At 64.7% G+C, this 24595-nt stretch carries 25 protein-coding genes and 1 pseudogene; 13 read left to right on the top strand and 13 right to left on the bottom strand.

Annotated elements, in window-relative coordinates; all coding sequences use genetic code 11:
* Positions 1-65 precede the first annotated feature (65 nt).
* Complete coding sequence (locus MKK04_RS06920) at positions 66-2141, bottom strand: LTA synthase family protein (RefSeq protein ID WP_207832301.1); 2076 nt, start codon at positions 2139-2141, stop codon at positions 66-68.
* Positions 2142-2320: 179 nt separating this feature from the next.
* Positions 2321-2512 carry a PLDc N-terminal domain-containing protein gene (locus MKK04_RS06915; RefSeq protein WP_012271091.1) on the bottom strand — a complete coding sequence of 64 codons (192 nt, stop codon included), beginning with the start codon at positions 2510-2512 and terminating at the stop codon, positions 2321-2323.
* A 189-nt stretch (positions 2513-2701) separates the two neighbouring features.
* Here MKK04_RS06915 and MKK04_RS06910 point away from each other — a divergent pair, with 189 nt between their 5' ends.
* Positions 2702-3574 carry a ZIP family metal transporter gene (locus MKK04_RS06910; protein ID WP_156510850.1) on the top strand — a complete coding sequence of 291 codons (873 nt, stop codon included), beginning with the start codon at positions 2702-2704 and terminating at the stop codon, positions 3572-3574.
* A 124-nt stretch (positions 3575-3698) separates the two neighbouring features.
* On the opposite strand, the gene MKK04_RS06905 is transcribed toward MKK04_RS06910, so the two are convergent.
* Positions 3699-4229, bottom strand: a complete 531-nt coding sequence (locus MKK04_RS06905; RefSeq protein ID WP_207832303.1) for a hypothetical protein — start codon at positions 4227-4229, stop codon at positions 3699-3701.
* Positions 4230-4289: 60 nt separating this feature from the next.
* Positions 4290-4814, bottom strand: a complete 525-nt coding sequence (locus MKK04_RS06900; protein ID WP_233694390.1) for an ankyrin repeat domain-containing protein — start codon at positions 4812-4814, stop codon at positions 4290-4292.
* Positions 4815-5079: 265 nt separating this feature from the next.
* On the opposite strand from MKK04_RS06900, the gene MKK04_RS06895 reads away from it, so the two are divergent.
* A complete protein-coding gene (locus MKK04_RS06895) occupies positions 5080-5352 on the top strand; it encodes a DUF3509 domain-containing protein (RefSeq protein WP_013971511.1) in 273 nt (90 codons plus the stop codon).
* Between the two features lie 61 nt (positions 5353-5413).
* Here the strand turns inward: MKK04_RS06895 and MKK04_RS06890 are convergent, their stop codons facing one another.
* The 3 genes from MKK04_RS06890 to aroC form a co-directional block, all read right to left on the bottom strand.
* Positions 5414-5950, bottom strand: a complete 537-nt coding sequence (locus MKK04_RS06890; protein ID WP_241106388.1) for an oxidase — start codon at positions 5948-5950, stop codon at positions 5414-5416.
* The gene (locus MKK04_RS06885) at positions 5950-7104 is read right to left on the bottom strand and encodes an MFS transporter (protein WP_063911668.1); all 1155 of its coding nucleotides are present in this window, start codon (positions 7102-7104) and stop codon (positions 5950-5952) included. The genes MKK04_RS06890 and MKK04_RS06885 overlap by 1 nt, the downstream gene beginning before the upstream one ends.
* Before the next feature lie 132 nt (positions 7105-7236).
* The gene (gene aroC / locus MKK04_RS06880; protein WP_063911667.1) at positions 7237-8328 is read right to left on the bottom strand and encodes a chorismate synthase; all 1092 of its coding nucleotides are present in this window, start codon (positions 8326-8328) and stop codon (positions 7237-7239) included.
* Positions 8329-8458: 130 nt separating this feature from the next.
* Between aroC and MKK04_RS06875 the strand changes: the two genes are divergently transcribed.
* Positions 8459-9421: an alpha/beta hydrolase gene (locus MKK04_RS06875; RefSeq protein WP_207832311.1), complete on the top strand. Its 963-nt coding sequence runs from the start codon at positions 8459-8461 to the stop codon at positions 9419-9421.
* A 65-nt stretch (positions 9422-9486) separates the two neighbouring features.
* On the top strand, positions 9487-10269 hold the full coding sequence (locus MKK04_RS06870; RefSeq protein WP_207832313.1) for a hypothetical protein: 783 nt from the start codon (positions 9487-9489) through the stop codon (positions 10267-10269).
* A gap of 104 nt (positions 10270-10373) precedes the next feature.
* On the opposite strand, the gene prmB is transcribed toward MKK04_RS06870, so the two are convergent.
* Entirely contained in the window at positions 10374-11282 is a 909-nt protein-coding gene (gene prmB / locus MKK04_RS06865) for a 50S ribosomal protein L3 N(5)-glutamine methyltransferase (protein WP_015269350.1), read from the bottom strand.
* 180 nt (positions 11283-11462) lie between these two features.
* On the opposite strand from prmB, the gene MKK04_RS06860 reads away from it, so the two are divergent.
* From MKK04_RS06860 to MKK04_RS06840, 5 genes are all read left to right on the top strand, one after another.
* Positions 11463-12053: a cysteine hydrolase family protein gene (locus MKK04_RS06860; RefSeq protein ID WP_063911663.1), complete on the top strand. Its 591-nt coding sequence runs from the start codon at positions 11463-11465 to the stop codon at positions 12051-12053.
* Between the two features lie 86 nt (positions 12054-12139).
* Positions 12140-12460 (top strand): hypothetical protein, encoded by a 321-nt coding sequence (locus MKK04_RS06855; RefSeq protein WP_207832317.1) that lies wholly within the window; start codon positions 12140-12142, stop codon positions 12458-12460.
* A 109-nt stretch (positions 12461-12569) separates the two neighbouring features.
* On the top strand, positions 12570-13130 hold the full coding sequence (locus MKK04_RS06850; RefSeq protein ID WP_063911661.1) for a Smr/MutS family protein: 561 nt from the start codon (positions 12570-12572) through the stop codon (positions 13128-13130).
* Positions 13131-13200: 70 nt separating this feature from the next.
* Positions 13201-13746, top strand: a complete 546-nt coding sequence (gene folE, locus MKK04_RS06845) for a GTP cyclohydrolase I FolE (protein ID WP_013971502.1) — start codon at positions 13201-13203, stop codon at positions 13744-13746.
* A 59-nt stretch (positions 13747-13805) separates the two neighbouring features.
* Positions 13806-14177 (top strand): glutaredoxin family protein, encoded by a 372-nt coding sequence (locus MKK04_RS06840; RefSeq protein WP_063911660.1) that lies wholly within the window; start codon positions 13806-13808, stop codon positions 14175-14177.
* Between the two features lie 130 nt (positions 14178-14307).
* On the opposite strand, the gene MKK04_RS06835 is transcribed toward MKK04_RS06840, so the two are convergent.
* Complete coding sequence (locus MKK04_RS06835; RefSeq protein ID WP_207832319.1) at positions 14308-14910, bottom strand: glutathione S-transferase family protein; 603 nt, start codon at positions 14908-14910, stop codon at positions 14308-14310.
* A 145-nt stretch (positions 14911-15055) separates the two neighbouring features.
* Here MKK04_RS06835 and MKK04_RS06830 point away from each other — a divergent pair, with 145 nt between their 5' ends.
* On the top strand, positions 15056-16246 hold the full coding sequence (locus MKK04_RS06830) for a benzoate/H(+) symporter BenE family transporter (protein WP_207832321.1): 1191 nt from the start codon (positions 15056-15058) through the stop codon (positions 16244-16246).
* Positions 16247-16389: 143 nt separating this feature from the next.
* Here the strand turns inward: MKK04_RS06830 and MKK04_RS26615 are convergent, their stop codons facing one another.
* The 3 genes and pseudogenes from MKK04_RS26615 to MKK04_RS06820 form a co-directional block, all read right to left on the bottom strand.
* Positions 16390-17253, bottom strand: coding sequence for a methyl-accepting chemotaxis protein (locus MKK04_RS26615; protein WP_442964569.1), 864 nt, complete (start codon positions 17251-17253; stop codon positions 16390-16392).
* Positions 17251-17778 (bottom strand): annotated as a pseudogene (locus MKK04_RS26610) (HAMP domain-containing protein); the annotation flags it as partial. The pseudogene MKK04_RS26610 and the gene MKK04_RS26615, both read right to left, overlap by 3 nt.
* Positions 17779-18446: 668 nt before the next feature.
* On the bottom strand, positions 18447-19844 hold the full coding sequence (locus MKK04_RS06820; protein ID WP_241106386.1) for an aminotransferase-like domain-containing protein: 1398 nt from the start codon (positions 19842-19844) through the stop codon (positions 18447-18449).
* 208 nt (positions 19845-20052) lie between these two features.
* Between MKK04_RS06820 and MKK04_RS06815 the strand changes: the two genes are divergently transcribed.
* Positions 20053-21228, top strand: a complete 1176-nt coding sequence (locus tag MKK04_RS06815; RefSeq protein WP_241106385.1) for an MFS transporter — start codon at positions 20053-20055, stop codon at positions 21226-21228.
* A 60-nt stretch (positions 21229-21288) separates the two neighbouring features.
* Here the strand turns inward: MKK04_RS06815 and MKK04_RS06810 are convergent, their stop codons facing one another.
* A complete protein-coding gene (locus tag MKK04_RS06810) occupies positions 21289-22050 on the bottom strand; it encodes an SDR family oxidoreductase (RefSeq protein ID WP_207832329.1) in 762 nt (253 codons plus the stop codon).
* Positions 22051-22224: 174 nt separating this feature from the next.
* On the opposite strand from MKK04_RS06810, the gene MKK04_RS06805 reads away from it, so the two are divergent.
* Positions 22225-23226: an NADP-dependent oxidoreductase gene (locus MKK04_RS06805; protein WP_207832331.1), complete on the top strand. Its 1002-nt coding sequence runs from the start codon at positions 22225-22227 to the stop codon at positions 23224-23226.
* A 142-nt stretch (positions 23227-23368) separates the two neighbouring features.
* A complete protein-coding gene (locus tag MKK04_RS06800) occupies positions 23369-24394 on the top strand; it encodes an acyltransferase (protein ID WP_233687187.1) in 1026 nt (341 codons plus the stop codon).
* The last annotated feature ends 201 nt before the right edge of the window (positions 24395-24595 follow it).

The following is a 24595-nucleotide window of genomic DNA, read 5'->3' as shown; positions in this document are numbered from 1 at the left end:
TCGAAACCTGTGCTGTACCTGTGGGAGCGGGCGTGCCCGCGAATGGGCCGTGAAACGGCCCCGATTTACTTTGGAGTGCCGTGCACAACACCGGCCGTGTTATCCAGCAGGCTCTTGGTCGCCGTCTGGATATACGCTTCCAGCTTCTTCAGCATCTCCGGCTGGTCCGGGCTTTCGATCAGCTCGGCCTTGAACTCGCTGCCCAGCTGGTAGCGGTACATGCGCGGGGTCATGTCCTTGGACTCGATCAGGATGCGGTCGCCCTGTACCAGGCCAACGATCTGCTCGCTGCCCGATGGCTTGATCATGCCCACGCCCTGGTCTCCCTCAGGCAGGTTGAGCAGGTCGCGGCCCCAGCACTGGTGACGGGCCTGGCCACCCAGGCGGCCCATGATGGTCGGCACGATGTCGACCTGGGTACCCACGGTGTGGTTGACCGCACCGAACTTCTCCTGGATGCCAGGGCCAATCAGCAGCAGCGGCACGTTGAAGCGGCCCAGGTCCAGCTCGGTGACCTGCTGGTGGTTGCCAAAGCCATGGTCGCCAACGATGACGAACAGGGTTTCCTTGAAGTACGGCTCCTTGCGCGCCTTCTCGAAGAATTGCCCCAGCGCCCAGTCCGAGTAGCGCATGGCAGTCAGGTGCTCGTCCAGGCGGCCCTGGCCGGTTACCGGTTCTACCGGCAGGTCCTTGGGCAGCGCGTACGGGGTGTGGTTGGACAGGGTCTGCAGCAGCGCGTAGATCGGCTTCTTGCCGTCGTGCTTGGCCAGCTCTTCGGCGCCACGGTCGAACATGTCCTGGTCGGACACACCCCAGGTCGGGTCGGAGAACACCGGGTTGACGAAGTCGTTACGGCCAATGAAGGTGGTCATGCCCTGGTTGCCGAAGAACCCGGACTGGTTGTCCCAGGCAAAGTCGCCGTTATAGACGTACACGTCGTCGTAGTCGCGGGCGCTGAGCAAGGCCGGCAGGCCGGACAGCTTGTGGCCGCCTTCCGGGGTCTGCATCAGGTATTCGAAGCCTGGCAGGTTGGGGAAGCAGGCCATGGTGGCGAACATGCCCTGGTGGGTATGGGTGCCGTTGGAGAAGAAGCGGTCGAACAGCAGGCCCTCTTTGGCCAGCTTGTCGAAGTACGGGGTGATGTTGTTGGGGCTGCCCAGCGCGCCCACCGAGTGGCCGGCGAAGCTTTCCATCAGGATCACCACCACGTTCTTGATCGGCAGGGTGCGCTCGGCCGGCGGCACGAAGTCGCGGCGGATGGCAGCCTCGTCGGCATCGACCAGGGTGTCGTTGGCGGTCAGCAGCTGCTCGCGCACGCTCTGCGTCGCCACGTCCTGCTCCAGCACCGGCTTCCAGATGTTGGCGCGGTCCTCGCCGAAGCGGCTCTTGGCGGCATCGATCAGGGTCAGGGTGCCGTTCAGGCCCAGCTGGTTGACGAAGTTGGAATCGGTGGTGAAGGCATCACCCCAACGCATCGGCGGGCCCTGGCGCAGGGTGCCACGGGCGGCGACCACGGCCACCAGCAGGATCACCATGAACACCGCCAGGCGGTTGTACCACGGCGCCGCGCGGTGCTGCAGGGTGACCTCGCCGGGGCGATTGCCACGGGTCATGCGGTCGATGCCCTTGAACAGCAGGCTCAGCAGCCAGGTACCGAACAGCCAGGCCAGCAGGTAGCGCACCACCGGGAAGCCGTACCAGAGCATGCTCAGTACGGTTTTCGGGTCTTCCTTGATGTACTGGAACACCAGACCGTTGAGGCGCTGGTGGAACTCGCGATAGAAGTCCATTTCCATCAGGCCGAGGAACATCACCACGCTCGAGGTGATGGTCAGCCAGAAACGGAACAGGCCACGCCGGGCCATGGCCCAGGGACTGAGGATGGCCAGCAGCAGCGGAATACTGATGTACACCACCACTCGCAGGTCGAAGCGCAAGCCGTTGAGAAAGCCTTCGGCGACTGTCGCGCTGGGGGTATCGCCGACCATGTCGCTGTTGTAGACCAGCAGCGCCAGGCGCACGAGGCTGAGCATCAGCATGATCACCAGGCCGCTGAGCAGCGTGTAGGCCAGGTGGGATTTCAGGGTGGGCGAGAACGACGCTCGCGCGCCCCGTTGCTTCAAGGCGTCCGGGTTAGCCATGAATGGGAAGGTCCTAGGATTGCGGGTTTGCGGAGATGGCGCAGGTGTATACCAACGCAGCATTGTGCGGGTGCGGATTCTGTTTAAACCAATGTGAAAATTTTGTCACGGGGGTATTGCCGGTTTTGTCTGTTACGGCCTCTTCGCGGGCACGCCCGCGAAGAGGCCGTAACAGACATTCAGATCCGCACATTCCCCCGCGGCCCGGCAATCGCCCAGATCACCAGGCCCACCACCGGCAGCAAGGCGATCAGCAAGATCCACAACACCTTGATGCCCACTTCGCTGCCGCTCTTGATCACATTGAGGATGGCCCAGATATCCAGCGCCAGGATGATCAGCCCGACCAGGCTGTTGAACGTCGAACCCATGCCTAAACTCCTGTCCAGAGGCTTTGCCACAGCATAGCCAGCTATCAAGGCAATAGAAGGGAATCCTTGGCGATTGGCGCAGGTCCCTGAGTAGACTGCCGGTATCCACAGATTCGAGGTTCACATGCCCCCGCCCACACCCAAAGCGCCACCCCACCCTCGCTGCTGAACGCCTGGCGCCAACAGGCCATGAACACCCCCTGGCTCAGCGCCGGTCTGGGGTTGAGCCTGCTGGCGGTGGTGCTGCTGCTGGCCGCCAGCCTGTGGAACGCGGTGAACGGCGACCACGCCGACAACCTGCACCTGGCCATGCTGGGCGGGTTGTCCGGCTTTGGCGCCACGGCGCTGGGCGCGGTGCTGGCGGTGGTGCTGCGCGATGTGCGAGCGCGCACCCAGGACGTGATGCTGGGTTTTGCCGCCGGCATGATGCTGGCGGCCAGTTCGTTCTCGCTGATTCTGCCGGGCCTGGATGCCGCCCGCGAAATTACCGGCAACGGCCCGGCCGCGGCCTTTACCGTGGTGCTGGGCATGGGCCTGGGTGTGTTGCTGATGCTGGGCCTGGACCGCTTCACCCCGCATGAACACGAAAGCACCGGCCCGTGCGGCCCAGAGGCCGAGCGCATCAGCCGGGTGTGGTTGTTCGTGCTGGCGATTACCCTGCACAACCTGCCTGAGGGCATGGCCATTGGCGTGAGCTTTGCCAATGGCGACATGAACATCGGCCTGCCGCTGACCAGCGCCATCGCCATCCAGGACATCCCTGAGGGGCTGGCTGTGGCGCTGGCCTTGCGCGCAACCGGATTGTCGAGCCTGAAGGCCGCGCTGGTGGCGATCGGGTCGGGGCTGATGGAGCCGCTGGGCGCGGTGATCGGCCTGGGGATTTCGACCGGTTTTGCCTTGGCCTACCCGGTGAGCATGGGGCTGGCGGCGGGGGCGATGATCTTTGTGGTGAGCCACGAAGTGATTCCCGAAACCCACCGCAATGGCCACCAGACGGCCGCGACCCTGGGGTTGATGGGTGGGTTTGCGGTGATGATGTTCCTCGATACCGCGCTGGGCTGATGCTTGAAGCTGCCTGTGCAGGCCTCTTCGCGGGTAAACCCGCTCCCACAGGGATATCACTGGGCCTGAAGGGAGTGATATCCCTGTGGGAGCGGGTTTACCCGCGAAGAAGCAAACGCTGAAATCAGATGTGTACGGCGACCTTCAGGGCCTCCAGGGCCGGCTCGACCCTGATCCCCAACTCTGCCCCCAGCTCCAGCACACGCGCCAGGTCGTTCTGCCCCACCATCACCATCTGCAGCTCGTCATCCAGCAACTGGCTGAAGTTAAGCAGCACATAACCACCAGCCTCTTTGTTCAGTGCGCCCATCTGCACCTGGATGCGATTGAGCGCGGTCAGCGGCTCGGTGCGGGCAAGCTGCTTGGGCTTGAGGGTGAACGGCACACTCTGGTCGAACGAATCGCTGATCTGCTGGAACAGGTCCTGGTAGCTGTCGGCCTGGAATACCACGGTGTCCGGCAGGCTGCCCAGCACCACCCATTCGCCCAGCGGGATGGGGAAGCTGTCGTCGTAGTTGATGTCGGGGTTGGCAGCCAGGAAAGCGGCGGGGTCGGCGTAGGCCTGGGCGGCCTCGTCGGCGATGCGCTCGATGTCTTCCTCGCGCATGCAGCCGGCGCCAATGAGGCTGATGAATTCGAGCAACTGAGTTTTCATGAAAGGGGGCCTGCGACGGGTGAAAAGTCGCCAAGGATAGCCGCAAATGCCCCCTTGCGGTTAGCCGGCCAGCGCTTGCAGGCGTGCCGCGGTGTCCACGGCCCCCATGGTTTGCGCCGCCATCAGCGCGGTGGCACCGCGGGCATCCTGGCGAGCCGGGTCGGCGCCCTGAGCCAGCAGGTAGTCGAGGATTTCGCTACGGTTGAACATGGCCGCCAGCATCAGTGCGGTGCGGCCATCCTGCGCGGCGGCGTCCACTGGCACGCCGTGCTCCAGCAACAGGCGGATCATGGCCAGGTCCCCCTTGAACGCGGCACCGGCGATAGGCAACTGACCGTTGTCGTTGGCAATCAGCGGGTCGGCGCCGTGCGCCAGCAGCACGCGCACCGCGTCGTGGTGGCCGTGGTAGCTGGCCAGCATCAGCAGGGTGTCACCCTTGTGGTTGCGCAGGTTGGCCGCCAGGCCGCTGGCAAGCAGGCGCCCAAGCATCTGGGCATCGCCTTGGCGGGCACGTTCGAACACTTGCTCGGCGAAGGCAGCGGTTTCATCGTCGGTCATGGCGACGGGCGTGGGTTGGCTGGACATTTGGAACCTCCTGGCAGAAATCGTTGCCCAAGTCTTTGTCAGGCAAGGCTGCCGGGTCAAAGGTTCAGATTCTATCGGACCGATAGCTGGCCGCGGGTCATGCAATATGCACTGTGCAAAATGCACGACCGTGCAGGTTGCACGACAGCGTTCCGGGAAGATTGACGTAACCGACTGAATTTAAAGATTTTTTCCAGAAAAAACATACTGGCACGGTCACTGCAACCATCAACTCATGTCTGCCACGCAACAGCCAGGAGTTGATATGGACCTCATCCAGGAAAAGTTCGTTTCGGTATTTTCGGCCTACCAGGTAAATACCCAGGCCCGCCCCGACGGCGGTGTGCTACTGACCCTGCGCGCTGCTGATGGCAAGGTTACCCGCCGGGTGCTGACCTATGCGCAACTGCACAGTGCCGAGCAGCTGTCCTGGGCGATCAGTGCGATTCGCCGGGATTTGGCCGAGCAGGCCAGTGAATTGCCGGTGATCTCGATGCTGCAGAGCCAGCAGCGGTTTGCCTTGCCGACTTATCGCTGAGTTTTGTGTTGGCTGATCTGGCCTCTTCGCGGGCTTGCCCGCGAAGAGGCCGGTAAAGCCATTACAGTTCGTCGATGCCCTGGAACGCCCGCGCCGTCACATCCCCGGTAAAACGCGGTTGCATACCCTGCTCGCTGCCATACAGCCGCAACGCCAGGCAAAACGGCGCATCGCCCAGCTCAACCCAGCGCCGGGTCCCCGCCGGCACCACGAGCTGGTCACCCTTCTCGCACAGCACCGAATACACCCACTCCCCCACCCGCAGGCCAACCTGCGCCCGCCCGCTGACCACGGCAAACACCTCGTCGGCGTCATGCACGTGCTCATCGCGCACGTCCACCTGCGCCGGGGCCTCTCCGTCACGGTTGAGCAACACGAAAGCCTTGCTGCCATGCGCCGTCATCAACTGGTCCAGGTGCCCGCGGCAGGCCTCCAGCACCTCGTCCTGGGCTGTGCCCGGGCGCACCCGCAGGCCATGCTCGGCATGGGTAAAGTGCACGCCCTGCTCGGCCAGGGTGACGGCGATGTCGTCGTGATGGGTCAGCACCTTGTTCGGCAGTTCCGGGCTGGAGGGGTGGAAAACGCTGAGAATGCTCATCAGGGGCGGGTCCTGGTCGGTTGCGAACAAAGGGCAATGATAACGGCTGCAGCCAAGGCTGCGGCACTGGCCATACCAAAGGTGAAGGTGGGCCCCAGCAGTTTCCAGCTGTAGCCTGAATACAACGCCCCCAACGCACCGCCGGTGCCCGACAGCGCCGCATACAGCGCCTGGCCCTGGCCCTGCTGGCGGGCGCCGAAGCTGCCCTGGACAAAAGCGATGCTGGCGGCATGGAAGCAGCCGAAGGTGGCCGCGTGCAGCACCTGGGCGAACACCAGCACCGCCGGCTCGCCGGCCAGGTTACCCAGCAACAGCCAGCGCAGCGCCGCCAGCACGAAGCTGGCCAGCAGCACCCGCTGCACGGAAAAGCGCGCGAAGATGCGGCTCATGGCCATGAACACCAGTACTTCGGCCACCACCCCCAGTGCCCACAGCAAGCCGATGGCACCACGGGCATAGCCCAGGTGCTCCAGGTGCAGGGTGAGGAAGGTGTAGTACGGCCCGTGGCTGAGCTGCATCAGTGCCACGCAGGCGTAGAACGCGATCACCCCCGGCGCCCGCAGCTGCTGCAGGAAGCCGCCCGCGCCGCTGCGCTCGCCCTGCTCCACCGGCTGGGCATTGGGTACCCACAGGCTGGCGGCGACGATGCCGGCCATGATCGTGACCAGCGCCACCGGGTAGATATCCAGGCTCAGCCACTCGAACAGTCGGCCCAGGCCGACCACGGTGAGGATGAAACCGATCGAGCCCCACAGGCGCACCTGGCTGTAGCGCGCGGTTTGCCCGTGCAGGTGGGCCAGGGTGATGACCTCGAACTGCGGCAGCACCGCATGCCAGAAGAATGCATGCAGGGCCATGACCAGCGCCAGCCAGGCGTAGCTTTTGCCAAGGAAGATCAGGGCGAAAGTGGCCAGCGTCGACAACGCGCCCAGGCGCACGATCAGCAGGCGCTGGCCGGTGCGGTCACCCAGCCAGCCCCACAGGTTGGGGGCAATGCAACGCATGAGCATGGGGATGGCCACCAGCTCGCCGATGCGCGCCGGGGAGAAGCCCAGGTGGTCGAAGTACAGCGCCAGGAAGGGGGCGGTGGAACCAAGCAGGGCGAAGTAGAACAGGTAGAAGCTGGACAGGCGCCAGTAGGGGATTGGTTGCATGGGATGGCCTTGTGGGAACCTGTGGCGGCCTCTTCGCGGGTAAACCCGCTCCCACAGGTACCTCACTGCCCTCAGGCCCAGTGATATTCCTGTGGGAGCGGGTTTACCCGCGAAGAGGCCGCTACTGGCGAATCAGAGCTGGCCCAGCACCGGGGTATTCACTTTCACATCGGCATTCTGCGCACGATGGCGCAGCAGGTGGTCCATCAGCACGATGGCCATCATCGCCTCGGCGATCGGCGTGGCGCGGATGCCCACGCACGGGTCGTGGCGGCCTTTGGTGACGACGTCCACCGGGTTGCCGTCGATGTCGATGGAGCGGCCCGGGGTGGTGATGCTGGAGGTCGGCTTCAGCGCCAGGTGGGCAACGATCGGCTGGCCCGAAGAAATACCGCCGAGGATGCCGCCAGCGTTGTTGCTGAGGAAGCCTTCCGGGGTCAGCTCGTCACGGTGCTCGGTGCCGCGCTGGGCCACGCTGGCGAAGCCGGCGCCGATTTCCACGCCCTTGACCGCGTTGATGCTCATCAGCGCGTGGGCCAGTTCGGCGTCGAGGCGGTCGAAGATAGGCTCGCCCAGGCCCGGCATCACGCCTTCGGCGACCACGGTGATCTTGGCGCCCACCGAGTCCTGGTCACGGCGCAGCTGGTCCATGTAGGCCTCCAGCTCCGGCACCTTGCTCGGGTCAGGGCTGAAGAAAGCGTTCTGCTCCACCGACTCCCAGGTCTGGAACGGGATTTCGATCGGGCCCAGCTGGCTCATGTAGCCGCGCACGGTGATGCCCTGGGTGGCCAGGTACTTCTTGGCGATGGCACCGGCAGCTACGCGCATGGCGGTTTCGCGGGCCGAGCTACGGCCACCGCCGCGGTAGTCGCGGATGCCGTACTTGTGGTGGTAGGTGTAGTCGGCGTGGGCCGGGCGGAACAGGTCCTTGATCGCCGAGTAGTCCTTGGACTTCTGGTCGGTGTTGCGGATCAGCAGGCCGATCGAGCAGCCGGTGGTGCGGCCTTCGAACACACCGGAGAGGATTTCCACCTCATCGGCTTCCTGGCGCTGGGTGGTGTGACGGCTGGTGCCGGGCTTGCGCCGGTCGAGGTCGTGCTGCAGGTCGGCGAGGGAAATTTCCAGGCCTGGTGGGCATCCATCGACAATGGCGACCAACGCCGGGCCATGGCTCTCGCCAGCGGTGGTGACAGTGAACAGCTTGCCGTAGGTATTGCCGGACATGGACGCTCCGCGAGATCTGCCTGAAGTGAACGAAAGCGGCAGTATACAGATGGATTGATCGCCTGTGCTGGCCTCTTCGAACCTTCCCACGAACACTGGGTCAAACCGTTATCTCCCCATGTAGTACCGCATGATGTCGCGCCTCGTCGCCCTCTTCTTCCTGCTGTGCACCGGCCTGGCCCAGGCCGCCACCCCCACCGTGCTGCAACGCCCGATCGACCTCGACACCGGCCAGGGCGTGCTGCACGGCAGCCTGCTGCTGCCTGAACAGGCTACCCCGCCACCGGTGGTGCTGATCATCGCCGGCTCCGGCCCCACCGACCGTGACGGCAACAACCCGGCGTCAGGCCGGGTCGACAACCTCAAGCGCCTGGCCCTGCTGCTGGCCAACGAGCACATCGCCAGCGTGCGCTACGACAAGCGCGGGGTGGCCGCCAGCCAGCCGGCCACGCCCGACGAGCGTGACCTCAGCGTGGAGCGCTACGTGGCCGACGTGGTCGCCTGGAGCCACAAACTCAAGGCCGACCCGCGCTTTGGCCCACTGATCCTGATCGGCCACAGCGAGGGCGCGCTGATCGCCAGCCTGGCCGCCGAGCAGGCCGGCGCCAGCGCGGTGATCACCCTGGCCGGCAGCGGCCGGCCGCTGGCCGAAGTGCTGCGCGAACAACTGGCCCAACGCCTGCCACCGGCACAACTGGCCGGTGGCAGCGCCCTGCTCGACCGCCTGCAGGCCGGGCAGACCAGCCTGGAGGTGCCGGCGCCGCTGCGCCAGGTGTTCCGCCCCAGCGTGCAGCCCTACCTGATTTCGCTGTTCCAGCAGAACCCGGCGGCGGCCTTCGCCCGCCTGCCAATGCCCGCACTGATCGTGCAGGGGCGCAACGATGTGCAGGTGGGCGTGGTCGACGCCCAACGACTGAAAGCGGCCAAGCCGGATGCGCAGCTGGTGCTGATCGATGGCATGAACCACATGCTGCGCATCAGCCCCAAGGCGATGAGCCAGCAGCGCGACAGCTACCTCAACCCCGAACTGCCGCTGGCGCGGGAGCTGGGTGAACGGATTGTGACGTTCATCCAGCATTTGCCTTCAGCGTGAGGTAAACGGGCTCAGGTCTCGGACACGCCTGCCGATACAGCAGGCATTGCCGAGGACAAGCCCTGATGACAACCACCCCCGTCGCCGCAGAGCCGGCCGAAGAACCTCAGGAAAGCCCTGCCCTTCCCTGGGCCGAGCTGACCGCCGAACATTTCCAGTTGCTGCGCCTGGCCGCCCTGCCCACTGACCGCAGCACCGGCGCGCGGCCGCTGCGCTTTGTGCAGTTCGGCTATGCCGAGCGCCACGACAAGGCTCACAGCCTGCTGCGCATGGAAATCAAACTGCCGGGCCAGAAGGTACACAAGGAACAGAACCGCCTGGACATCCGCGTCGACCATGCCGAACGCCTGGTACGCATCGGCGGTGAACATGGCCTGCAACTGGAGCCGCCGAACCGTGGCATCGGCCGCTTCCTGCTGGCCCAGGCTGCGCAGTGGCTGCAGCGCAAGTGGTCGCACTACCGGGTCGAGGGCATGGCGCTGCCGAGCAAGGATGCGCTGAACGAAGACTCACGTCTGCGCCGTGACCACTGCCTGCGCGGGGTGGGTATCGAGGTGGAGTACGAGGACAGCCAGCACCTGAAAGGCCGTACCGTGGAAATGACGGTGGGCCAGCTCAAGGGCGCGTGGAACAGCGAGCGCTTGCAGCGAGTGGAGATACTGGATGCTGCCAGCCTGCTGCAGCAGGCCGACCAGCAGTTGCAGGAGAAGGAAGGGCAATTGCGTGAGCGCGATGAGCGGGTGGCCAAGTACCAGCGTGAAGACAGCGGATTGCGTTTTACCATTACCTGCCTGGTGGCGTTTGCAGTGTTCCAGGCGGGGTTGCTGATCTGGATTGCCACGCGCTGACACCGCGTTGCCTGCTTCGCGGGTAAACCCGCTCCCACAGGGACCGCGTCGCACCTGAGGGCAACGCCATACCTGTAGGGTTTACCCGCGAAGAGGCCCTGGAATCAGACGCGGGCCTTGAACAGTTCCTGATGCTGGCGGCACTGCTCGGCGGTCAGCATGAACACCCCGTGCCCGCCGCGCTCGAACTCCAGCCAGGCAAAGTCCACCTCGGGGTACAGCGCCTCGACATGCACCTGGCTGTTACCCACCTCGACAATCAGCAAGCCCTTGTCGGTCAGGTGGTCCGCCGCTTCGGCCAGCATGCGCCGCACCAGGTCCAGGCCATCGTTGCCGCAGGCCAGGCCCAACTCGGGCTCGTGGTGGTACTCGGCCGGCATGTCGTCGAAGTCCTCGGCATCGACATACGGCGGGTTGGACAGGATCAGGTCGAAACGCTGCCCCGGCAATCCGCCAAAACCATCGCCTTGCACGGTGTACACGCGCCCGTCCAGGCCGTGGCGTTCAATGTTCTGGTTGGCCACTTCGAGCGCCTCGAACGACAGGTCGGCCAGCACCACCTCGGCCTCGGGGAACACGTCGGCGGCAACGATGCCGATGCAGCCGGAACCGGTGCACAGGTCGAGAATGCGCGCCGGCTCGCTCGCCAGCCACGGTTCGAAGCGTTTCTCGATCAGTTCGCCAATCGGCGAACGTGGCACCAGCACGCGCTCGTCGACGATGAACGACATGCCGCAGAACCAGGCCTCGCCCAGCAGGTAGGCGGCCGGAACGCGCTCTTCGATACGGCGCTTGAGCAAGTGCTGCAGGCGTACCCGCTCGTCGTCCTCGAGCATGCAGTCCAGGTAGCTGTCGGCCACTTCCCACGGCAGGTGCACCGCACCCAGCACCAGCAGGCGGGCCTCGTCCCAGGCGTTGTCGGCACCGTGGCCGAAGAACAGGTCGTGCTCGTGGAAGCGGCTGACCGCCCAGCGGATGTAGTCGCGCAGCGTGCGCAGGCGGGATGTGATCACGGGGTACTCCTAATTCAGACCGGACAAAAGTCTAACAGTCCCACTCGCACATTTGTTCCTTTGCATTACCCAATGGCTAGCCACAAGCCAGTAACCATGCCGCTTACGTTGTCAACCATTCCCATTGGCGCCAAGGCAGGGGACAATAGGTATACAAAAGCCCTATCCAAGGAGCCCTTGATGTCCGTTCCAACCACGATGTTCCGCCTCACTGGCCGCGACTATCCGCCGGCCAAGCTGAGCCACGCCAGCCTGATCATCATCGATGCGCAAAAGGAGTACCTCAGCGGGCCCCTGGCGCTGTCGGGCATGGACGAGGCCGTGGCCAACATCGCCAGGTTGCTCGACGCCGCGCGCAAGAGCGGCCGTCCGATCATCCATGTTCGCCACCTGGGCACTGTCGGTGGCCGCTTCGACCCGCAAGGTCCGGCCGGCCAGTTCATTCCGGGGCTGGAGCCGCTGGAAGGCGAAATCGTCATCGAAAAACGCATGCCCAACGCATTCAAGAACACCAAGCTGCACGAGACCCTCCAGGAACTGGGCCACCTGGATCTGATCGTGTGCGGCTTCATGAGCCATTCCAGCGTCAGCACCACCGTGCGTCGTGCCAAGGACTATGGTTACCGCTGCACCCTGGTGGAAGACGCTTCGGCGACCCGCGACCTGGCATTCAAGGATGGGGTAATCCCGGCCGCGCAGATTCACCAGTGCGAAATGGCCGTGATGGCCGACAACTTCGCTTGCGTGGCCCCCACCGCCAGCCTGATCTGACCGGCTGGGTACAACCGCCCGGCAGCCGGGCGGAACCCGATGGGCGGCCCCAGGTCGAATTCCGGATATCCACAGAGGAGAGCGGAATGAAGCTCAAAGGCAGTTTCGACGCCAAGCGCCTTCGCCCGCGCGAACCGCGTAACTGGGGCGCCCGCCTGGCGGCCGGCCTGTCGGCCCTGCTGGCAACCCTGGGCGTGCTGCTGGCAATGGCCGGCGTCGCCGGCCTGCTGGGCAACTACCCTGCCCTGGCGGAACTCAATGCCAACAAACCGCTGGCCGGTATCCTCACCGGGGCCGGCTTGCTGCTGCTGTGGCTAGGCGTGCGCTTCTGGCGGCGCAGCCGCATTCGCCTGCGCCGTGGGCGCGAGCTGAACCTGTCGCCGCACCTGATGAAGAAACACGATTGAGGCGCTGCTTACGCGGTCATTGTGGGAGCGGGTTTACCCGCGAAAGGGCCCGTACAGGCTGCACACCGCCCCACAGTCGCGTAAACTACGCCGCCCACGTGGAGGCATCATGCAAGACGACGATTTTTCCCTGTTCAAGGCCGAAGTGCGCGGTGTCAAACCGATCAGGCACGACCGCGCCGAAGTCGGCAAGCCCAAGGCCGACCGCCAGCAGCTGGCCGGCCTGCGCCAGGCGGCGACCGTGCGCAGTGACAAGGCGCTGGTGATCGACGGCATGTCCGACCAGTTCGTCATCGACGTTGGCGCCGAAGACGAGCTGCTGTGGCGCCGCGATGGCGTGCAGGAAGGCCAGCTGCGCAAGCTGAAGCTGGGGCAGATCCCGTTCGAGGGCAGCCTCGACCTGCACGGCATGACCGTGGAAAAGGCCCGCGAAACCCTGTGGGACTTCATCGCCGAAGCCACCAGGCTGGAAGTGCGCTGCGTGCGGGTTACCCACGGCAAGGCCGCGCGCCTGGACGGCAAGCGTCCGATGATCAAGAGCCACGTCAACACCTGGCTGCGCCAGCACCCGCAGGTGCTCGGTTTTGCCTCGTGCAACGCCCGCCACGGCGGCACCGGCGCGGTCTATGTGATGCTCAAGCGAACCATGCTCGAAGGCCGCGACGAGTAACGCCGCGCTTGCAGCGCCGCCCTCACCGCCGTACCCTTCGTTTTTGCGATTTTTTCCCACAGGTAGATCCATGTCCCTGGAACAGAACTACACCGAGATCCTCAGCCAGATTGGCGAGGACGTCTCCCGTGAGGGCCTGCTCGACACGCCCAAGCGGGCTGCAAAGGCGATGAAGTACCTTTGCCGCGGTTATGAGCAAACACTGGAAGAAGTCACCAACAACGCGCTGTTCAGCTCTGACAACAGCGAAATGGTGCTGGTCCGGGACATCGAGCTGTATTCGATGTGCGAACACCACATGCTGCCGTTCATCGGCAAGGCGCACGTGGCCTACCTGCCCAAGGGCAAGGTACTGGGCCTGTCGAAGGTGGCGCGCATCGTCGACATGTACGCCCGCCGCCTGCAGATCCAGGAAAACCTCAGCCGCCAGGTTGCCGAGGCCGTGCAGCAGGTAACCGGTGCCGCCGGTGTGGCCGTGGTCATCGAAGCCAAGCACATGTGCATGATGATGCGCGGTGTCGAGAAGCAGAACTCGACCATGATCACCTCGGTGATGCTGGGTGAGTTCCGCGAAAACGCCGCCACCCGCAGCGAGTTCCTCAGCCTGATCAAGTGATTGGCTGCTGACCCCAAGCCGACCCTCCCGGGTCGGCTTTTTCATTTCAGGAGTTGCCCATGATCGTCAAAGCCCTGCGGGTTGGCCTCGGCCAGCTCATCGTGTTCGGCGACTGGATCAGCCGCCCGGCCAAGCGCAAGCGCGACGCCGCCGCCCAGGCCCGCGTCGAGCAAGCGGCCAAGGGCCTGGCGCTGTACCAGTTCCACGCCTGCCCGTTCTGCGTCAAGACACGCCGCACCCTGCACCGTTTGAACGTGCCGGTGGCGCTGCGCGATGCCAAGAACGACCCTGCGCACCGCCAGGCCCTGCAGGAAGGTGGCGGCCGGGTGAAAGTGCCGTGTCTGCGCATTGAAGAAGCGGGCAAGGTGACCTGGATGTATGAGTCCAAGGCCATCATTGCCTACCTGGATGAGCGGTTCGCTTCGGCCTGACGGTTTGCGGGCAGCCTGCTCTGGCCCTTTCGCGGGCACGCCCGCTCCCACAGGCTCACCACAGGGCTGAATATTGTGGAATACCTGTGGGAGCGGGCATGCCCGCGAAGAGGCCGGCAAAGGCTAGAAACTACCCCACCATCGGCACATGCCTCGGGTGGCTGCTGACCCGCTCCAGCCAGGCCCTCACTGCCGGGTAATCGGCCAGGTCGAACCCACCCTGGTGCGCCACGTGGGTATAGGCATACAACGCCACGTCGGCAATCGAGTACTGGTCACCTACCAGGTACGGCGTCATCTGCAGCTGCCGCTCCATCACCTTCAGCGCCTTGTACCCACCCTTGTGCAGCTTGCGATACTCGTCCAGGCGCTCGTCCGGCAACCCCAGGTAGAACTGGATGAAGCGCGCCACGGCAATGTATGGCTCATGGCTGTACTGCTCGAAGAACTGCCACTGCAACACCTGGGTACGCAGGCGCGGCTCGGTAGGCAGGAACTCGCTGCCATCGGCCAGGAAGTTGAGAATGGCATTGGACTCCCACAGGTAGCTGCCGTCCTCCAGCTCCAGCACCGGCACCTTGCCGTTGGGGTTCATCGCCAGGAACTCGGCTGTTTCGGTCTCGCCCTTGAGGATGTCCACCGGATGCCATTCATACGGCCGGTCCAGCAGGTTCAACATCAGCTTGACCTTGTAGCAGTTGCCCGACTGGTAGTCGCCATAGACCTTGTACATCGCCCTTCCACTCCCAAGCAGTTCTGCATTTTCGCCCAATAGTTGGCGACTGTACGGCTAAAAGCAATGGCCGCTGTATGGCAAGGATCAACCTTGCTCGCTGTAGTCTGAAAAAACTGCTTACACCTTTACAAGGATTTTGTTCATGACCAATGCCACTTCCATACGCCTGCGGCCCCTGGCAGACAGCTCCCCATCGGCGGTGGTCGCCGGCTTTATCGCCATGCTCACCGGCTATACCAGCTCGCTGGTGCTGATGTTCCAGGCCGGCCAGGCAGCCGGGCTGACCAGCGCGCAGATTTCGTCATGGATCTGGGCGTTGTCGATCGGCATGGCGGTATGCAGCATCGGTCTGTCGCTACGTTACCGCACGCCGATCACCGTAGCCTGGTCCACCCCCGGTGCCGCCTTGCTGATCACCAGCCTGGGCGGGGTCAGCTATGGCGAGGCGATCGGCGCCTACATTACCTGCGCCGTGCTGGTGCTGATCTGTGGCCTGACCGGCAGCTTCGAGCGCCTGGTCAAGCGCATCCCGGCCTCGCTGGCCTCGGCGCTGCTGGCGGGCATCCTGTTCAAGATCGGCAGTGAAATCTTCGTCGCCGCCCAGCACCGCACCTTGCTGGTACTGGGCATGTTCTTCAGCTACCTGCTGGTCAAGCGCCTGTCGCCGCGTTACTGCGTGCTGGCCGCGCTGCTGGTGGGCACGGCGCTGTCCGGTGCCTTGGGCCTGCTGGACTTCAGCAGCTTCCGCCTGGAAGTGGCCACGCCAGTGTGGACCACGCCAAGCTTCTCGCTGGCAGCGACCATCAGCATTGGCATTCCGCTGTTCGTGGTGGCGATGACCTCGCAGAACATGCCGGGTGTGGCCGTGCTGCGCGCGGACGGCTACCAGGTGCCGGCCTCACCACTGATCTCGGCCACCGGCTTTGCCTCGCTGCTGCTGGCACCGTTTGGCTCGCACGGGGTCAACCTGGCAGCGATCAGCGCGGCGATCTGCACCGGGCCGCATGCCCATGAAGACCCGGCCAAGCGTTATACCGCGGCAGTGTGGTGCGGGATTTTCTACGGCATTGCCGGGGTGTTCGGCGCGACCTTGGCGGCGCTGTTTGCGGCATTGCCGAAAGAGCTGGTGCTGTCGATTGCGGCGCTGGCGCTGTTCGGCTCGATCATGAACGGGCTGACCGTGGCCATGAGCGAAGCGCGTGAGCGGGAGGCGGCGTTGATCACCTTCATGGTCACGGCGTCGGGGCTGACCTTGTTCTCGATCGGCTCGGCGTTCTGGGGGATTGTGGCGGGGGTGTTGACCTTGATGATCCTAAATCCGCGCAGGGCCTGAAGGTATTTGTTGCCTGTACCGGCCTCTTCGCGGGTAAACCCGCTCCCACAGGGATCACACAATATTCAGCCTTGTGGTATTCCTGTGGGAGCGGGTTTACCCGCGAAGAGGCCGGTACAGGCAACACAACGCCCAGGCCCAGATCACAACCTGAAATGCCCCACCATCCCCTTCAGGTCAGTCCCCAACTGCGCCAACTCGATACTCGACCGGGCATTGTCCTGCATCGCCAACGCCGCCTGATCGGCACTGCCGCGGATGTGCGTCACGCTGCGGCTGATCTCTTCCGCCACCGAGCTCTGCTGCTCGGCCGCCGCGGCAATCTGCTGGTTCATCTGCTGGATCAATGACACCGCCGCCGCAATGCTGCCCAGCGCGCTTTCGGTCTGCAGCGCATCGGCTACCGCCAGGCGCACCAGCTCGGTACTGCCGCGAATCTGCGCCACCGACTGCTGGGCATTACCGCGCAGGCTGGCCACCAAGGTCTCGATCTGCTCGGTAGACTGCCGGGTACGCCGCGCCAACGCGCGCACCTCATCAGCTACCACTGCAAAGCCACGCCCTTGCTCACCGGCCCGGGCCGCTTCGATAGCGGCATTCAGCGCCAGCAGGTTGGTCTGTTCGGCCACACTCTTGATCACTTCCAGCACGTCGCCAATGGTGTGGATCTCGGCACTGAGGCTGTCGATACCGACGCTGGCCGTCTCCGCCGCAGCCGCCAGTTGCTCGATGCGCTGCATGCTCTGGCGCACCACCTGCTGCCCGGAATCCACCTTCTCATCCGCAGCCTGGGCCGCCAGCGCCGCCTCTTCGGCATTTCGCGCCACATCGTGCACGGTGGCGGTCATCTGTTGCATGGCAGTCGCCACCTGTTCGGTCTCTTCCTTCTGGCTGCCCACCTCGCGGTTGGTCTGCTCGGTCACCGCCGATAGCGCCTGTGCATTACCGGCCAGTTGCTCGATGCCCTGCTGCAAACCGCTGACAATGCCCGACAAGCCCGCCGCCATCTGCTGCATGGCCTGCATCAGCTGCCCTACTTCGTCACGGCGTGGCGCCTGGGCGTCAAAGCTCAGCTCGCCAGCGGCAATGCGCTGGGCGCGGGCAATCACATGCTTGAGCGGCCCGACCACGGCGCGGGTGATCAGCCAGGCGGCCAGCACGCCCACCAGCAGCGCCAATGTCGTGGCCAGGCCGATGGCCACGGCATTGCGTTTCAGTTCACCCTGCAGGGCCTGCTCCTGCCCCAGGTAAGCCTGGTCGACCCGCCCGGTGACTTGCTCGGCACTGGCCTGCAACTGCGCCTTCAGCCCCTGCTCGCGGGCCAGTTGGTCAGTGTATTCGTTAAGTTTTTCCGAGAAACTGCCAATGTGCCCCGCTACCTCGCCCAGCACACTCTGGTAGCCGGCATCGCTGACGGCGCCCTGCAACTGGCTGACCAGGCTGGCGGCCTCGATGGTCTGGGCAATGCGTTCCTGGCTGACGCCCTCTTCGCCCTTGCGGCTTTTTTCCAGGCGTACCCGCGCTTCATCCATGGCCTGCAACATCAGCCGCGACACCTGCGCCACCTGCGCGGCCTGCTCGAGAAACGCGCCGCCCTGCTGGCCCTGGGACTGCTTGAGGGTGTACACGCCATCATCGGCCAGGCCGGCCTGCAACACATCGAGGTTGTTGGCCACGCTGGACACCGACCAGCTGGCCATGTCCAGCGCCAGCTCCTTGGCCTGCACCGCCTCGACAAAGGCCTCGAACGCCTGGCCATAGGCTGCCAGGTCGGCTTCCGCTGCCGCCAGCGCCGGCAGACCACGGGCGCGCTCGGCCAGACCCTGCAGGCCGCTGCGCAAGGCCTCGGCCTGCTGCATGTCGGAGCGCAGGGCAAAGGCCTGCTCGTGCTGGCGCAAGCGCAGCAGGTCGGTATTGAACTGGGCCAGCTGGCGCAGGCTGTCGAAGCGCTGGCCAACGCTGTGCAGCGCAGCAATGCCAATGGCCGCCACCGCCAGGGTCAGCACCAGCACCAGGGCAAAGCCCAGGCCGAGTTTGCGGGCCATGCCCAGGTTGGCCAGCACACCGTGCTTGCTCGCGCCCATGCCGATTCCCCTTCTGCGTGCGAGGTTATCCCGAAGGCCAAGGGTGGCAACGTTGCCAGCCGATGAACAAGGGCCTGACGTCAGAATAGTGTCAAATAGCTATGAGCGTGTCGTTATCAGCTTGGCAGAGGTCGCCCTGCGTGCTGAAGGAAGGCCTGGGCGCGGGAGTCCTGCCCGTAGGCGACATTGATACGCAGCCAGGCACTGGCCGCGCCCTGGTAATCGAAGGCGCTGCCGGGGGTGAGCAGCACCTCGTGCTGCAGGGCCAAGCACTCCAGGCTGGCGAAATCCCGGCCCGGCACGCGGGCCCAGACGAACATGCCACCGTAAGGCTCGCAGAACACCTGCCAGCCCGCCTGTTCCAGCTGGCCGAGCAGCTTGGCCATATGCTGCCCCAGGCGCACGCGCAGACGCTGCACGCTCTTGCGGTAGCTGCCGTTGGCCAGCATCTGCCCCACCACCTGCTCGGCAAAGCGCGAGGTGCCAATGCCGCTGACCATCTTCAACTCGGCCAGGCGCGCCAGCAACGCCGGGTCGGCAACCAGGTAGCCGACCCGCAGCGAGCTGCTGAGGGTTTTCGAGAAGCTGCCCATGTAGATCACCCGCTGTTCACTGTCGAGAGTTGCCAGGCGGGTGGCCGGGCCCTCCTGGAAGTCGGCGTAGATATCGTCCTCGATGATGCGCAGGTCGTGCTCGCGGGCCAGCTCCAGCAGGCGGTAGGCCACCTTGGGCGTCAGGCTGGTGCCGGTGGGGTTGTGGTACATGCTGTTGATGAACAGGCAGCGCGGCCTGTGCGCCGCCAGCAGGGCTTCGAGGGTGGCCAGGTCCGGGCCTTCGGCGGTACGCGGCACCGGCAGCATGTGCACCTGGTGCTGGCGCAGCAGGTTGTACAGGTTGTAGTAGCCGGGGTTTTCCACCAGCACCGTGTCGCCCGGGCGCAGCAGGGTGCGCACCAGCAGGTCGAGGCCGTGGCTGGCGCCGTGGGTGGTGAGGATTCGTTCGGGGCCGGCGGCGATGCCCAGCTGCGCCAGGCGCTTGTGCAGCTGCTGGCGCAGGCTGGCCAGGCCCAGGGGTGGGCAATAGTCGAACAGGTCCTGCGGGTTGCCGCGACTGACCTGGCGCACTGCCTGGGCCAGTTCGGTGGCGGCGCGCCAACTGCTGGGCAACCAGCCGCAGCCCAGCTTGAGCAATTCGTCGTGGCCCTCGCGAAACTGCCGCCAGCTGCCGTCGCCGGCCTCGCCCCAGGGTTGGGCGTCTTCCACGGCCAGGCCGGGTTTGCGCTCGGCGACGAAAAAGCCGGTGCCGTGGCGGGCCTCCAGCCAGCCGCTGGCGACCAGGCGGTCGTAGGCTTCGATCACACATGACGCACTGACCGCCTGGCTGCGGGCCAAAGCCCGGATCGAGGGCAGGCGCGCGCCGGGGCGCAGGCGTTGCTGGTCGATCCAGGTTTGCAGGTGGTCGGTGAGTTGCTGCACCAGCGGGGTGGTGCTGGTGCGGTCGAGGGGCAAGTGCATGGGGTAAGTGTTTGCTTGTTTTGAGCGAACAGTTAAGCATAAAAGGGTTGGCGGTGTGTCTGGTGAGGGGAATGGGCTGACATCAGAGTTGGCAGGGCCGGCCTCTTCGCGGGCACGCCCGCTCCCACAGGTATTGCGCAATCCCTGTGGGAGCGGGCGTGCCCGCGAAGAGGCCGGAACAGCCACCAGTAAACCAGGATCCCTACCCATGCCCTCCGACCCGGCCCGCCTGGCCTTCGCCCTCTGCCTGATCACCCTGGCCGTCAACCTGCAGGCCCCGCTGTACATCACCTACGCCGACCTCTCCGGCCAGGGCGCCGCTGCCACCGCAGTGGCCTTCTCCGGCTACGTGCTCGGCGTACTACCCGTGCTGCTGGCTCTGGGCGGGCTGGCCGACCGGGTTGGGCGCCGGCCATTGGTGCTGGCCGCACTGGCCTTGTCGATGGTTGCCACCGTACTGATGCTGCTGGCCCCCAGCCTGCAAACCCTCGGCCTGGCGCGCCTGTTCCTCGGCCTGGCTACCGGCCTGGCCTCGGCCACAGCCACCGCCTACATGGGTGAACTGATGGGCGGCGCGGACAACACCCGCGCCGCCAACTGGGTTACCGCCAGTACCTCCCTGGGCTTTGGCCTGGGCGCGGCACTGACCAGCCTGTTCCTGCTGCGCGGCGCCAGCCTGACCCCAGGCAGCTTCCACCTGCAACTGCTGCTGGCAGCGCTGGCCATGCTGGTGGTATGGCGCCTGCCCGACCCACGCCCGGCACAACGCACCCCCATGCTGCGCCTGCCCTGCTACCCGCGTGGCAGTGTGGCTTATGGCATGGCCATTTTGCTGGCGTGGGCCTGCGTGGGGCTGGTGATCGCCCTGCTGCCCGGCATCCTGCGCCAGCATGGGCTTAGCACCTGGTCAGGGTTCTCGACCTTTTGCGTGATCAGCTGCGGCTTGTTGTTCCAGCCGATGGCGCGGCGCCTCAGCAGCCGTACGGCCACGCTGCTGGGGCTGGTAATACTGCCGTGCAGCTATGCCGTGCTGGCCTGGGGGGCGGACAGCGGCCAGCTGGGCGCGGTATTGCTGGGTGCCGTGGCGGCCAGCAGTGCGTGCTACGGGTTTATCTACCTGGGCGGGCTGGCGGCGGTGAGCCAGTTGGCTGGCAACGAGAAGACACGGGCCAGTGCCGGGTTCTTTTTGCTGGCGTACCTGGGGTTCAGCCTGCCGGTGATCTTTACCGGGTTGCTGAGTGACCGGCTGGGGTCGCGGTTGGCCTTGCTGGTGTTTGGTGGGGTGCTGGTGCTGGGGTGTGTGGTGGTTGGGCTGGCATTGTGGCGGTCTGCCAGGGCCCCTTCGCGGGTAGACCCGCTCCCACAGGGGTATCACCAGCCCTGAGGCCAGCGGGCTACCTGTGGGAGCGGGTTTACCCGCGAAGAAGGCCACACCGATATCGGCTCAGATCGCCGTAGCCCCACCATCCACCGTCAGGCAATGTCCGGTGGTAAACGCCGCACCGTCGCTGCACAGGTACAGCACGGCGCTGGCAATCTCCTCGACCTTGCCAATGCGCCCCACCGGGTGCATGGCGGCGGCAAACTCGGCCTTGCGCGGGTCAGCCTGGTAGGCGCGGCGGAACATGTCGGTGTCGATCACCGCCGGGCACACCGCATTCACACGAATGCCCTTCTTGGCGTACTCGATGGCCGCCGACTTGGTCAGGCCGATCACCGCGTGCTTGGAGGCGCTGTAGATGCTCATCTTCGGCGCCGCCCCCAAGCCCGCCACCGAAGCGGTATTGACGATGGCCCCTCCGCCCTGGGCCAGCAGCAACGGCAGCTGGTACTTCATGCACAGCCACACCCCCTTCACGTTAACGCCCATGATGGCATCGAACTCCGCCTCGCTACCCTCGGCCAGGCGGCCTTGCTCTATCTCGATACCCGCGTTGTTGTAGGCATAGTCCAACCGGCCATAGGCGGCAATCAGGCGCTCGTGCAGCTGGCGCACATCAGCGTCGCGGGTGACGTCACAGGCAATGAACAGCGCCTCGCCGCCCGCCGCATGGATCAAGGCCACAGTGGCCTCGCCACCGGTCGGGTCGAGGTCGGCCACCACCACCCTCAGGCCCTCCTGGGCGAAAGCCAGGGCGGTTGCCCGGCCGATGCCGGCGGCACCGCCGGTGACCAGGGCTACCTGGCCGGAAAAGGTCATGCTCATCGCGTGCTCCAAAGCGTGATTGGTGGGGTTCAGAGCATAGTCAGCCACCAAGCGGCCAGGCAGCATCATCACCCCACCGGTTGGGCTACCATGCTTGTCAGTGATGTTAAGGACCTGCCTACATCAACAGGGTAGATTTAACGCATCCCCCTCCACTGCCCACAAGGACCCGCCATGACCCACACCAACCGTCGCTTCCTGCTCGCCAAACGCCCGGTCGGCGCCGTACGCCGTGACGACTTCAGCTTCGAGACCGTGCCCGCCGAACAACCCGGCGAAGGCCAGGTGCTGGTGCGCAACCTGTACCTGTCGCTGGACCCGGCCATGCGCGGCTGGATGAACGAAGGCAAGTCCTACATCCCACCCGTGGCCCTGGGCCAGGTGATGCGCGCGCTGGGCGTCGGCGAAGTGATTGCCTCCAACCACCCCTCCTACAAGCCGGGCGACCATGTTAGCGGCGCCCTTGGCGTGCAGGACTACTTCACGGGCGAAGCCCAGGGCCTGCACAAGATCGACCCCAGCCTGGCGCCCCTGCCCCGCTACCTGTCGGCGCTGGGCATGACCGGCATGACCGCCTACTTCGCCCTGCTGGACGTCGGCCAGCCCAAGGCCGGTGATACCGTGGTCATTTCCGGCGCGGCCGGCGCGGTGGGCAGCATTGTCGGGCAAATTGCCAAGATCAAAGGCTGCCGCGTGGTCGGTATCGCCGGCGGTGCCGAGAAGTGCCAGTACCTGAAGGACGAACTGGGCTTTGACGGGGTGATCGACTACAAGGCCGAAGACGTGCTGGCCGGCCTGAAGCGCGAATGCCCCAAAGGCGTGGACGTGTACTTCGACAACGTCGGCGGCGACATCCTCGATGCCGTGCTGACCCGCATCAACTTCAAGGCACGCATCGTGATTTGCGGCGCAATCAGCCAGTACAACAACAAGGAAGCGGTGAAAGGCCCGGCCAACTACCTGTCGCTGCTGGTGAACCGTGCGCGCATGGAAGGCTTTGTGGTGATGGATTACGCCAAGGACTATGGCAAGGCCGCGCTGGAAATTGCCGGGTGGCTGGCCAGCGGGCAGGTGAAGAGCAAGGAGGATGTGGTGGAAGGGCTGGAGACCTTCCCTGAGTCCTTGCTGAAGCTGTTCAGGGGGGAGAATTTTGGCAAGTTGGTGTTGAAGGTCTAGAACGCAGCCCCTCTACAGGCCATGAAATCGCGTCGCAAACCCTTGTTGTGGCACTTTCGCCGCTTGCAGTTTTGCCCGCCGGACTTAAATTCAGGCATCCACAAGCACCCATTGCGCAAGGCAGCGAAAAGGTGGGCAACCGATGCAGCAACGTTTGAATGCCGGGCTGGACTTTTGCAGGATCGCCGCCTGCTTCATGGTGGTAGTTCTTCACATCGCGTCGGCAGGGGCGATACAACTGGATGACAACTGGATGTCGTCCAATATCTACAACTCGCTGGTCCGGTCTTGCGTGCCGCTATTCCTGATGTTGTCCGGCGCCCTGCTGTTGAATCGCTCGGAGGGTGCCATCAGGTTCTATCAGAAGCGATTCGTGCGCATACTGCCGCCGCTGCTGTTCTGGTCTGTGTTCTACGCGCTGTGGCGGGCCACAATGGGCGTCGGGCATGGCAGTGTGTGGCAAGCCGCACTGGCCATGCTCCAAGGCCCCGTCTACTACCACCTCTGGTACTTGTACGCGATCATCGGCGTCTACTTGATCATGCCGTTCATGGCCAAGGTCTACCAGCATTCCGGGCCACAGGAAAAGCGTGTTTTCCTGGGCATGTGGCTAGCAGTCAGTTGCCTGCTCCCCACCGTCGCGCAGTTCGCTCCAGCGTTGGCCAACCTGACCAATACCTATGAATTGTTTTCGTTCATGGGGTATGCGGGTTACGCATTTCTGGGGGCTTATGTATTCGAACACATTCGGCTGCATGGCCCTGGCAACGCCTGGGTAAACCTTGGCGGGTTCTTTATCAGCGGCGCCCTGACCGCCGCCGCCACCCACGCCATGTCGGTGCAGCAGGACGTGCCCAACCAGGTCTTCTATTCCTACGTGTCGCCGCTGGTGGTGCTGGCCGCCATCTGCGCGTTCCGCTTGCTGCTTGCGCTGGGCGGCCAGCTGGTACGGCACAGCAAGCTGCTAGCCGAGTTATCTGGCTGCACGCTGGGGCTGTACTGTTTGCACGTGTTCATCATGAACAGGGCCAGCATCGTCTATGGCCCGCTGATCGAAGGGCATTCACTGGCGTGGCTGATACCGCTGCTGGCGGTGGGGGTGTTCATGTTGACGCTGATACCGATTTACCTGATCAGGCTGATCAAGCCCGTGCGCGCCGTGATCTGACCAGCGAAGCCACGCTGTAGGTATTTTCCGAAGCTGAGCGATGGCTTCAGTTGCAGCTGAACACTTACAGGCCAACACAGTCCCTGTGGGAGCGGGCGTGCCCGCGAACACGGGCGAAGCCCGTGCCATCCACCGCAGCGTCTGCTTCGCGGGCGCGCCCGCTCCCACAGGTCCTGCGCTGGCCCATGAGGTTGGGCTCTT

This window comes from Pseudomonas sp. LS.1a (genome assembly GCF_022533585.1).
Lineage (GTDB): Bacteria > Pseudomonadota > Gammaproteobacteria > Pseudomonadales > Pseudomonadaceae > Aquipseudomonas.
Note: the sequence above shows the minus strand (reverse complement) of the source record. Positions and strands in the feature narration are given on the sequence as shown.